At 69.7% G+C, this 11720-nt stretch carries 10 protein-coding genes; all 10 read left to right on the forward strand.

Annotated features, from left to right (window positions below; translation table 11 throughout):
• Window positions 1–86 precede the first annotated feature (86 nt).
• Window positions 87–1022, forward strand: coding sequence for a carbohydrate ABC transporter permease (locus CCL05_RS13905; protein WP_086560808.1), 936 nt, complete (start codon window positions 87–89; stop codon window positions 1020–1022).
• A complete protein-coding gene (locus tag CCL05_RS13910; RefSeq protein WP_086560809.1) occupies window positions 1019–1915 on the forward strand; it encodes a carbohydrate ABC transporter permease in 897 nt (298 codons plus the stop codon). Before CCL05_RS13905 ends, CCL05_RS13910 begins: the two co-directional genes overlap by 4 nt.
• Window positions 1912–3198, forward strand: a complete 1287-nt coding sequence (locus CCL05_RS13915) for a pectate lyase family protein (RefSeq protein WP_086560810.1) — start codon at window positions 1912–1914, stop codon at window positions 3196–3198. The genes CCL05_RS13910 and CCL05_RS13915 overlap by 4 nt, the downstream gene beginning before the upstream one ends.
• On the forward strand, window positions 3195–4382 hold the full coding sequence (locus CCL05_RS13920) for a Gfo/Idh/MocA family protein (RefSeq protein WP_208641491.1): 1188 nt from the start codon (window positions 3195–3197) through the stop codon (window positions 4380–4382). The genes CCL05_RS13915 and CCL05_RS13920 overlap by 4 nt, the downstream gene beginning before the upstream one ends.
• Window positions 4379–5227 (forward strand): DUF6807 domain-containing protein, encoded by an 849-nt coding sequence (locus CCL05_RS13925; RefSeq protein ID WP_086560811.1) that lies wholly within the window; start codon window positions 4379–4381, stop codon window positions 5225–5227. Before CCL05_RS13920 ends, CCL05_RS13925 begins: the two co-directional genes overlap by 4 nt.
• Window positions 5224–6732 (forward strand): glycoside hydrolase family 43 protein, encoded by a 1509-nt coding sequence (locus CCL05_RS13930; protein WP_086560812.1) that lies wholly within the window; start codon window positions 5224–5226, stop codon window positions 6730–6732. The genes CCL05_RS13925 and CCL05_RS13930 overlap by 4 nt, the downstream gene beginning before the upstream one ends.
• Before the next feature lie 34 nt (window positions 6733–6766).
• Window positions 6767–8758 (forward strand): pectinesterase family protein, encoded by a 1992-nt coding sequence (locus tag CCL05_RS13935; protein WP_086560813.1) that lies wholly within the window; start codon window positions 6767–6769, stop codon window positions 8756–8758.
• Window positions 8759–8807: 49 nt separating this feature from the next.
• Window positions 8808–10157 carry an ABC transporter substrate-binding protein gene (locus CCL05_RS13940; protein ID WP_086560814.1) on the forward strand — a complete coding sequence of 450 codons (1350 nt, stop codon included), beginning with the start codon at window positions 8808–8810 and terminating at the stop codon, window positions 10155–10157.
• A 100-nt stretch (window positions 10158–10257) separates the two neighbouring features.
• Window positions 10258–11055 carry a rhamnogalacturonan acetylesterase gene (locus tag CCL05_RS13945; protein WP_086560815.1) on the forward strand — a complete coding sequence of 266 codons (798 nt, stop codon included), beginning with the start codon at window positions 10258–10260 and terminating at the stop codon, window positions 11053–11055.
• Between the two features lie 34 nt (window positions 11056–11089).
• A partial coding sequence (locus CCL05_RS13950; RefSeq protein ID WP_483025072.1) for a pectate lyase family protein occupies window positions 11090–11720 on the forward strand: 631 nt, incomplete at its 3' end.

Below are 11720 nucleotides of genomic sequence, written 5' to 3' on the forward strand. Positions count from 1 at the left end.
GGCACGACCCTGCACGGGAAGAAAGCGCTTCCCGTACATGCACCTACGCACGACGTACCACGACGTACTGAGAACGGAGAACAGTCATGGCCCAAGCCGCAGCCGTGGCGAAACCGCCCGCGCCACCTCGGCGGCGCCGTGCCTCCGCCACCCCGCGCAGGCTCCCGTACCTGCTGATCGCACCGGCCGCCCTGCTGATGCTGGGCTTCATCGCCTACCCGGTCATCAGCGTCTTCTACTACAGCCTGCAGAACTACAACCCCACCAAGCCCTGGCGCAACGGATACGCGGGCTTCGACAACTTCGTCCACGCCTTCACCGAGGACCCGGTCTTCTGGGACACCCTCGTCTTCAGCGCCAAGTGGGTCTTCGTCGAGGTCGGCCTCCAACTGCTGTTCGGTCTCGCGCTGGCCCTCATCGTCAACCAGACCTTCGTGGGCCGGGGGCTGGGACGCGCGATGGTCTTCTCCCCGTGGGCCGTCTCCGGCGTGCTCACCTCCGCGATCTGGGTGCTGCTCTACAACTCCCAGACGGGCATCACCCGTTACCTCGCGGACATCGGCATCGGCTCCTACGGGACCAGCTGGCTGTCGGACACCTCCACCGTCTTCCCGGCGGCGGTCGTGGCCGACCTGTGGCGAGGGGTGCCGTTCTTCGCGATCCTCATCCTCGCCGACCTGCAGTCCGTCTCGAAGGACCTCTACGAGGCCGCCGAGGTCGACGGGGCCAGCCGCATCAAGCAGTTCTGGCACATCACGCTGCCCCATCTGAAGGACGCCATCATCCTGTCCACGCTGCTGCGGGCCGTCTGGGAGTTCAACAACGTCGACCTGCTCTACACGCTGACCGGCGGCGGCCCGGCGGGGGAGACCACGACCCTCCCGCTCTACATCGCCAACACCTCGGTCGACGCCCACAACTTCGGCTACGCGTCCGCCCTGACCACGGTCGCGTTCGTGATCCTGCTCTTCTGCTCGATGGTCTATCTGCGGCTGAGCAAGTTCGGAGGCGAGAGCAAGTGAGCGTCAAGGAAGCCACCAAGGCGGCGCCCGCCCCGGCGCCCCTGGCCCCCGAACCGCCGCGTCCCGCCAAGGGCAAGCGCGCCTGGGACGAGGCGCCCCGCTGGCAGATCTACCTGCCCCTGGGGATCTACCTGGTCTTCACCCTCATCCCCTTCTACTGGATCCTGCTGTTCGCCCTGCGCCCGGCCGGCTCGACCTCGCTGGTGCCCTGGCCGATGACCTTCGACCACTTCGAGAAGGTGTGGACGGAGCGCAGCTTCGGCACCTACTTCGCCAACAGCGTGCTCGTCGGCGTCGCCACCCTGATCATGACGACCCTCGTCGCCCTCGCCGGCGGCTACGCCCTCGCCCGGTTCGACTTCAAGATCAAGCGGGCGTTCATGCTGGGCCTGCTGTGCTCCCAGTTCGTGCCGGGCGCGCTGCTTCTGGTCCCGCTGTTCGAGATCTTCGCCGAACTCCAGATGATCAACAGCCTCGGCAGCGTCATCCTCGCCGAGACGGTCTTCCAGCTGCCGCTGTCGATGATCCTGATCAGCAACTTCATCAAGAACGTGCCGTACTCCCTGGAGGAGGCGGCCTGGGTGGACGGCTGCAACCGCATGACGGCCTTCCGGATCGTGGTGCTGCCGCTGCTGCGGCCGGGCCTGATCGCCGTCGGCTCCTTCGCCTTCGTGCACTCCTGGAACCACTTCCTGTTCGCCCTGATGTTCCTCAACAACCAGGACAAGCAGACGATCCCGGTCGGCCTGAACACCCTGATGAGCGCGGACAGCGTCGACCTGGGCGCCCTCGCCGCGGGCGGCATCATCGCGGCCGTGCCGGTCGTGATCGTGTTCGCCTTCATCCAGAAGTGGCTGATCACCGGGTTCAGCGCGGGGGCGGTGAAGGGATGAGACTGCGCCAACTCGCCGTCGCGGCAGGGCTGGTGGGCGTGCTCTGCGTCCCCGCGCACGCCGAGGACCGTGACATCAGCCGCGACACCCTGCCCGCGAACGACGGCTGGGCCTCCGAGGGGGCGGGCACCACCGGAGGGGCCGCGGCCGACGACGCCCACGTCTTCACCGTCACCGACCGGGCCGAGCTGGTCCGCGCCCTCGACGGCGGCAGCGACACCCCGAAGATCATCAAGGTCGCCGGGACCATCGACGCCAACACCGACGACGACGGCGACCGGCTCGACTGCTCCGACTACGCCACCGGCGGCTACGGCCTGAAGAAGTACCTCGCCGCCTACGACCCCCGCACCTGGGGCGCCGCCAAGCCCAGCGGCCCCCAGGAGGAGGCCCGCCAGGCCTCCGCCGCCCGGCAGGCCGAGCGGGTCGTGCTGCCCGTCGGTTCCAATACCACCATCGTCGGGCTCGGCGACTCGGCCGTCCTCAAGGGCGCGAGCCTGCAGGTGCGCAACGCGGACAACGTGATCATCCGCAACCTCGACATCCGGGACGCCTACGACTGCTTCCCCGTCTGGCAGCCCAACACCGGCGGCCTCGGCGACTGGAAGACGGCGTACGACGGCATCTGGCTGGCCGGTGCCACCCATGTGTGGGTCGACCACGTGACATTGAGCGACAAGGGCCACCCGGACGCCGAGGAGCCCACGTACTTCGCCCGCAACTACCTGCGCCACGACGGACTGCTGGACATCACGAACGGCTCCGACCTGGTGACCGTCTCCTGGAGCCGGTTCGCCGGCCACGACAAGGCGATGCTCATCGGCAACGGCGACACCGCCACCGGCGACCGCGGCAAGCTCCGGGTCACCCTCCACCACAACCGGTTCGAGTCGGTCGTCCAGCGCGCCCCGCGGGTCCGCTTCGGTCAGGTGCACGTCTACAACAACCGCTACGAGATCACCGGCGACGACTACCGCTACTCCCTCGGCGTCTCCACCGAGTCGAGGATCTACGCCGAGAACAACGCCTTCCACGCCCCCGGCCACGTCGAGGCCGCCGACCTGGTCAAGAGCTGGAACGGCAGCGCCCTGCACCAGAGCGGCACGCTCTTCAACGGCTTTCCGGTCGACCTGCTCACGATCTACAACGCCTACAACTCGGGCAGCGAGCGCGACCTGACCGGCGACGTCGGCTGGACGCCCGCCCTGCACGGGCGGATCGACAGCGCCGCCGAGGCCGACCGGGCGGTGGCCCGCGGCGCGGGCGCGGGGAGGATCCCATGACCGGTCGCATGATCGACTCCATGAACACACCTCTGCCCGTCGTCCTGGCCGGCGCCCGGGGCCACGGCCGCTGGCACGTCGAGAACATCCGCCGCCTCCAGAAGCAGGGCCTCGTCCGGCTGGCCGGCGTCTGCGAACTGACACCGCTGACCGAGGCGGAGCTCGACGGCCTCGGCACCCCCGAGCAGTCCGCCGACTTCGCTGCCCTGCTGGACTCCACCGGCGCCCGCATCGCCGTGATCTGCACACCGATCCCCACCCACACCGACCTCGCGCTCACGGCGGCCGAACGGGGCGTGCACCTCCTGCTGGAGAAGCCGCCCGCCCCCTCGTACGCGGAGTTCCGCCGCATGGCCGACGGGGTCGCGGCGGCCGGGGTCGTCTGCCAGATCGGCTTCCAGTCGCTGGGCTCGCACGCCCTGCCCGCCATCCGCGAGCTGATCGCCGAAGGGGCGATCGGGCAGCTGGCCGGGCTCGGCGGGGCCGGAGCCTGGGTGCGGAACGAGGACTACTTCCGGCGGGCGCCCTGGGCGGGCAAGCGGCGGATGGACGGCGTCGACGTGATCGACGGGGCGCTGACCAACCCCCTCGCCCACGCCGTCGCCACCGCACTCGCCCTCGGCGGCAGCACCCGCGCCGAGGACGTCACCGGCATCGAGACCGAACTGCTGCGCGCCAACGCCATCGAGTCCGACGACACCTCCTGCGTCCGGATCGGCACCGCCCAGGGCCACCCGGTCACGGTCGCCGCGACCCTGTGCGCCGAGCGGGCGGACGAACCGTACGTCCTCGTGCACGGCAGCACCGGCCGCATCACCTTCTGGTACAAGCAGGACCGCGTGCTGCTCCAGCGCGCGGGGCACGGCCCGGAGGAGTTCGAGCACGGCCGCACCGACCTGCTGGAGAACCTCGTCGCGCACCTCACCACCGGCGCCGACCTGCTGGTCCCGCCGGACGAGACCGGCGCCTTCATGAAGGTCGTGGAGGCCATCCGCACCGCTCCCGACCCGGCTCCGCTGCCGGACACCGCCTGGCACCGGATCCCCGGCGAGAACCGCCGGGTGGTGCCCGGCATCGACGGGCTCGTCTCGGCCGCCGCCGACACCCTCTCCCTCTACTCCGAGCTGGGCGCCCCCTGGGCGCTGACCGCGGAGCACCTGTCGAAAGAGGTGAGCACCAGATGACCAGCAGCAACGACACGGCGGTGCTGCGTGTCGCGGGGCGGCCGGTCGGCCGCTACGTCACCCGGCCCGAGCTGCCGGCGCGGCTCTCCCCGCGTCCCTATCTGCACCCCGTCACCACCCTGGCCGGCACGGCGGTCACCGAACTGACCCCGGCCGACCACGCACACCACCTCGGCGTCGGTGTCGCCGTTCCCGACGTCGAGGGGTTCAACTTCTGGGGCGGGCGCACCTACGTCCGCGACCAGGGCCCGACCGAGCTGGACAACCACGGCTCCCAGCGGCACGTCGCCTTCCAGCTGCGCGACCCGGACGGCTTCGTGGAGGAGCTGCGCTGGATCGCCGCAGGCGGCGAGCTGCTGCGCGAGCGCCGCACGGTCGCGGCCACCGAACTCACCGACCAGGCCTGGGCGCTGGACCTCACCTTCTCCCTCACCAACGTCACCAAGGACCCGCTGTCGATCGGCAGCCCCGCGACCAACGGACGGCCGGGCGCGGCCTACGGCGGTTTCTTCTGGCGGGCCCGCAAGGAGGACTCCGCACCGGAGGTCTTCTCAGCCGGGGCCGAGGGCGAGGAGCGGGTCCACGGCCGGCCCGCCGACTGGCTCGCCCTGCGGGGCGGCACCTGGACGCTGGTCTTCGCCGGTGCCACCGAACAGACCCGCCGCGACCCGTGGTTCGTGCGCACCGAGGAGTACCCGGGCGTCGGCTCCTCGCTGGCGTACGGCGAGCGGCTGCCCCTCCCGCCGGGCGAGACCGTCGTCCGCCGGGTGGTCACCGTCGTCGCCGACGGCCGCCTCGACCGGGACGCCGCCGCGGCCCTCGTCCGCAAGGCGGTGAGCCCATGACCACCGAGACCTACCGCAACCCCGTCCTCGACGCCGACTGGTCCGACCCGGACGTCATCCGCGTCGGCGACGACTTCTACCTCACCGCCTCCAGCTTCGGCCGCGTCCCCGGACTGCCGTTACTGCACTCCCGCGACCTGGTGAACTGGACCCTGGTCGGCCACGCACTCGAACGGCTGGAACCGGCGGAGGAGTTCGAGCGACCCCGCCACGACTGCGGCGTCTGGGCCCCGTCCCTCAGGTACCACGACGAACGCTTCTGGATCTTCTGGGGCGACCCCGACCAGGGCATCTTCCAGGTCAACGCCCCCGCGATCAGGGGCCCCTGGACCCGCCCGCACCTGCTGAAGGCCGGCAAGGGCCTGATCGACCCCTGCCCCCTGTGGGACGAGGAGACCGGCGAGGCCTATCTGGTCCACGCCTGGGCCAAGTCCCGCTCCGGCATCAAGAACCGCCTCACCGGGCACCGGATGCGCCCCGACGGCACCGAACTCCTCGACGAGGGCAAGGTGATCGTCGACGCCGACCGCATACCCGGCTGGTTCACCCTCGAAGGACCCAAGCTCTACCGGCACGACGGCTGGTTCTGGATCCTCGCCCCCGCCGGGAGCGTGGAGACCGGCTGGCAGGGCGCCTTCCGCTCGCGCGGCTTCTTCGGGCCCTACGAGGAGCGGATCGTCCTGGAACAGAAGGACACCGACGTCAACGGCCCCCACCAGGGCGGCTGGGTGCGCACCCCGTCCGGCGAGGACTGGTTCCTGCACTTCCAGCAGCGCGGCCCCTACGGCCGGGTCGTGCACCTCCAGCCGATGCGCTGGGGCCCGGACGGCTGGCCGGTGCTCGGGAACGACGGCGCCCCCGTCGCCGTACACGACAAGCCCGGCCTGCCGGCGCAGCCGCCCGCCGCGCCCGCTACCGACGACGACTTCCCCGGCGGACGGTACGGCCGCCAGTGGCAGTGGACCGCCAACCCCGGCGACGGCTGGGCCACCCAGCACTCCGGGGACGGGCTCCGGCTGACCTGCGTCCGCTCGGCCGACGCGCACGATCTGCGCAAGCTGCCGAACGTGCTCACCCAGCGGCTGCCCGGCACACCCTGCACCGTCGAGGTGGAGCTGCGGCTCGACAGCGACGAGCCCGGGGCCCGGGCCGGTCTCGCGGTCCTCGGGGACGCGTTCGGCTGGATCGGGCTCCAGCGGGGCGCGGACGGGACCGCGCACCTGGTGCACCGGTTCGCCGAGGCCGTCGCGGACGCCGAACGCGACGCCGCCCACCCGCGGCTCGCACCCGAGGACCGGGCCCGGCTGCGGATCGAGATCGGCGCGGGCGCCCGCTGCCGCTTCTCGGCCGACGTCGGCGACGGCTTCCGGCCGTCGGGCCCGGTCTTCGCCGCCACCCCGTGGCGCTGGGTCGGCGCCCTGCTCGGCCTCGTCGCCCTCGCGCCCGCCGGTCAGGGACACGCCGGCGCGGCGACCTTCACCCAGTTCCGGATCAGCCCCTCGTAACGCACCTGAAGCCGTAAGCCTGTTGGGAGCCGCAATGACGCACCTCCGTAGCAAGCGCTTGTCGAGACCGGGGCACGGCAAGGTCGTGGCCGCCGTGCTCGGCCTCGTCGCCGCGCTGAGCCTCGGGACCCTCGGGGACGCACAGGCGGCTCCGCAGTCCCGGGAGGCCGGGCCCGCCGCCGACCGCTGGACCGACCGGGCGCACGGCTTCGCCTCCCTCGCCGGCGGCACCACCGGCGGAGCGGGCGGCAAGGTCGTCACCGTCACCGACCAGGCCGCGCTGGCGAAGTACGCGGCGGCCGAGGAACCGTACGTCATCCGCGTCAAGGGCTCCCTGGACATGGACCCCTTCGGCACGGAGATCCCCGTCGCCTCCGACAAGACCATCATCGGCGTGAGCGACACCGCCGAGATCGTGCACGGCGGCTTCACCCTCGACCCCGGCACGCACAACGTGATCATCCGGAACCTCACGATCCGCGACACGGCCATCGAGGGCAACTGGGATTGCAAGGACACCGACTACGACGGCATCCGCCTCGACACCGCCCACCACGTGTGGATCGACCACAACCGCTTCTCGCGGATCTGCGACGGCCAGCTCGACATCCGCAAGGACAGCGAGTACGTCACCGTCTCCTCCAACCAGTTCACGAACAACAACAAGACCTTCGGCATCGGCTGGACCCCGAACGTCAAGACGCAGATCACGATCGACCACAACTGGTTCCGCGGCACCAAGCAGCGCAACCCGTCCGCCGACAACTGCGCCTACGCCCACCTCTACAACAACTACCTGTCCTCGCAGCTGTCCGACGGCGACCCCGTGTGGACGTACGGCAACTGGTCGCGCGGCCGCACGAAGATGGTCATCGAGAACAGCTACTACGACAGCGTCCAGCACCCCTACCAGGCCGACGCCACCGCCGAGCTGGTGCAGCGCGGGTCGGTCCTGCGCAACACCACGGGCCGGCACGACGCGTGGGGCACGGCGTTCGACCCGCGCGCGTTCTACGCCTACCGGCTCGACCCGGCCGCCGCCGTGCCGGCGCTGGTGAAGCGGTTCTCCGGACCGCAGAAGCGGATCGGCGGCCCGGTCGTCCTGCACGTCCCGGGCGACTACCCGACCGTGCAGGCGGCGGTGGACGCGGTGCCCGACGGCAACGACACCGCCGTCGAGATCGCCGTCGCGCCGGGCACCTACCGAGAGAAGGTGCTCATCCCGGCGAGCAAGCCGAATCTCGTGCTGCGGGGGACTGGACAGGACCGCTCCAAGACCGTCATCGTCTTCGACACGCCCGCCGAGTACGGGGGTTCGACGGGCAGCGCCACCGTCCGGATCGCAGCGAACGACGTCACCGCACGCAACCTCACCTTCAGCAACGACTTCGACGAGGCCGCGCACGAGCTGAAGGGCGAGCAGGCGCTGGCGATGAAGACGACCGGCGACCGGATCGTCTTCGAGGACACGGCGTTCCTGGGCAACCAGGACACGCTGATGACCGACAGCCCCAAGCTGACCACCCTCAGCCGGGTCTACGTCCGCGACTCCTACATCGAGGGCGATGTCGACTTCATCTACGGCCGGGCCACGACCGTGATCGAGCGCTCGGTGATCCGGGCGCTGAGCCGGGGCTCGGACACGAACAACGGCTACATCACGGCCGCTTCGACCTGGAAGGGCAACCCGTACGGGTTCCTGATCACCCGGTCGGAGATCGTCAGCGACGCCCCCTCCGGGAGCTTCCACCTGGGCCGGCCCTGGCACCCGGGCGGCGAGCCGGACGCGATCGCGCAGGTGCTGATCCGGGACACCGCGCTGCCGGCCGCGATCAAGTCCTCCCCGTGGACCGACATGAGCGGGTTCTCGTGGAAGGACGCGCGGTTCGCCGAGTACCGCAATGACGGCCCGGGTGCGACGGTCACCGGCGACCGTCCGCAGCTGAGCGACCAGGAGGCGCGGCAGCACACCGTGGCCGCCTACCTCAAGGGCACCGACGACTGGGCACCCCACGCCCGCCACTGACCCCCCACACCTTCAAGTTCCGCTGGATCCAGAAGAAGAGAGCCGACCAATGAAGATCAGCAATCACAGAAGCAGGCGCGCCGCCACGGCCGTCGCCCTGGGGGCCGTGCTCGCGCTGACCGCCACCGCATGCGGTGACGACGGCAGCGGGGCGGGCGGCGACAAGGGCGCCGACGGCAGCGGCAAGGGCAAGATCGTCTTCTGGGACAACAACGGCGGTGTCCGCACCGAGATCTGGAAGGAGGTCATCGCCGACTTCGAGAAGGCCAACCCGGACATCAAGGTCGAGTACGTCGGGATCGCCTCCACCGAGTACCAGTCCAAGGTCGACACCGCCCTCCAGGGCGGCGGTCTGCCGGACGTCGGCGGTGTCGGTGCGGCGATGCTCGCGGGGTTCGCGGCACAGGGCGCGCTGGAGCCGCTGGACGAGCGGCTCGAGAAGTCCTCGCTCAACGGCAAGCTCAACAAGGACATGGTCGAGTCGCTGAAGGCGGCCGGTGGTGGCGACGACAAGCTGTACTCGATCCCCACCTCCGCCAACAACGGTGTGCTGTACTACCGCACCGACCTGTTCAAGAAGGCGGGGCTCGAGGAGCCGACGACGTGGGAGCGGTTCTTCACGGCCGCCGACAAGCTCACGAACAAGGGCAAGAACGAGTTCGGCTACACGATTCGTGGTGGTGCCGGTTCCATCGCCCAGGCGCTGGACGCCATGTACGGGCAGTCCGGGATCACCTCGTTCTGGGACTCCAGCGGTGAGAAGACCACCGTCAACGACCCCAAGAACGTGGCGGCGCTGGAGAAGTACGCGGCGCTGTACAAGAAGGTCACTCCCGCGGCCGACCTCAACAACGACTTCACGAAGATGGTCGCGCAGTGGGACTCCGGCACGATCGGGATGCTGAACCACAACCTCGGGTCGTACCAGGACCATGTGAAGGCGCTCGGGGTCGACAAGTTCCGCGGTATTCCGCAGCCGACCGGGCCCGGCGGGAAGCGGGTTCAGGTCTCCAACCCGGTCGACGGGATGGGGTTGTTCAAGAGCTCCAAGAACAAGGCCGCCGCCTGGAAGTTCATCGAGTTCGCCACGTCCAAGGCGGAGAACTCGAAGTTCAACGAGGCGGCGGGGCAGGTGCCGTCGAACCTGGACGCGGCGAAGGATGCGTGGATTTCGAAGGCCGAGCCTACGAAGTTGGCCGCTGGCGCGTTGTCGGACGGGTCGACGACGATTGTGCAGCTGCCGTACTACCTGCCGGACTGGAACACGATTTCCAAGGCCGACAATGAGCCGAACTTCCAGAAGGTGCTGCTCGGGAAGATGAGTGCGAAGGAATTTCTGGACACGTTGGCTGAGCAGTTGAACACCGCGCAGGAGGAGTGGAACCAGCAGAACGGGTGAGTTTTGCTGGGTTTCGCCGTGGGACGGCCCGTGGATTTCAGGGTGCGGGCCGTCCCGTGGCTTGTCGCGCAGTTCCCCGCGCCCCTAAGGAGTTTCTTGCATGTCTCTCAGTCGAAGACAAGTCGCCGTTGCCGCTGTCGCCTCCGTGCCTCTCGCGTTCTCCGCTACCGGTACGGCACAAGCCGGCGGTCGCCGTAACCGCACCCTCTATATAGCCGGTGACTCCACCGCCGCCCAGAAATACGCGAATGCTGCCCCCGAGACCGGGTGGGGGATGGCGCTGCCGTTCTTTCTGCGTAAGGAGCTGGTGGTCGCCAACCATGCGGTGAACGGGCGTAGTTCCAAAAGCTTCGTCGACGAAGGGCGCCTGGAGGTTGTTCTCTCCGCGATCCAGCCCGGCGATTTGCTCCTCATTCAGTTCGGTCACAACGACGAGAAGGCCGAGGACCCGACTCGGTACACCGAGCCCTGGACGACGTATCAGGACCATCTGCGGATGTACGTCGAGGGGGCCCGGGCCCGTGGGGCGCGGCCCGTGCTGGCCACCTCCGTCGAGCGGCGGAAGTTCGATGCCGGCGGGAAGGCTCTGCCGACACACGGCGAGTACCCGGCGGCCATGCGGGCGCTGGCCGCCGAGGAGCGGGTCGCGCTGCTCGATGTGCAGGCACTGTCGCTCGCCCTGTGGCAGGAGCTCGGGGTCGAGGGGACGAAGAAGTACTTCAACTGGACCGCCACCGAGCAGGACAACACGCACTTCAACCCGCCGGGCGCGATCGCCGTGGCCCGGCTCGTGGCCAGGGAGCTGGTCCGGAACCGGGTGCTCGGGCCGCGCGATGTGCGCCGGCTGGACGAGCCGATTCCCGAGTCGTGGATCACCTGGCCGCAGGCCGCCGCGTAACACCCCCCACTGCAGAAGGAAAGAGAGCCGCACCATGAACGTTCGGAAGTGTCATGATCATGTCAGTGTGAAGGTCGCCGCGGTGGTCGGGTGTGCCGCGCTCGTGCTGTCCCTCAGCGGTACCGCAGCGCAGGCCGGGCCCCGGGACGTGGCCCGCCAGACGCTCGGCGCCAACGACGGGTGGGGCGCGTACGGCACCGGTACCACGGGGGGTGCCGCGGCCGACGCCGCGCACGTCTACACCGTCACCACCTGGGAGCAGTTCAGGGACGCCCTGAAGGACGGCGGGACCGCGCCCAGGATCATCAAGGTGCAGGGGATGATCGACGCCGTCTCCCAGGGCTGTGAGGCGTTCGAGGCCGAGGGGTACGACTTCCAGAAGTACCTCGCCGCCTACGACCCCGCCGTCTGGGGGCACGACAAGCCGGTCAGCGGTGAGCAGGAGGACCTGCGGGCCGCGTCCGCCGCCCAGCAGGACAAGACCATCAAGGCGGTCGTGCCCGCCAACACCACCATCATCGGCGTGGGCAAGAACTCCGGGATCCTCGGCGGCAGCCTCCAGATCAAGGGCGTCGACAACGTCATCGTCCGGAACCTGACCATCGAGGCGCCGGTCTTGTTGTCGTCGGCCGGGTCCCACTGCGGGAAGCAGTCGACCGGCGCCT

It is taken from the genome of Streptomyces africanus, assembly GCF_002150735.1.
Classification (GTDB): domain Bacteria; phylum Actinomycetota; class Actinomycetes; order Streptomycetales; family Streptomycetaceae; genus Streptomyces; species Streptomyces africanus.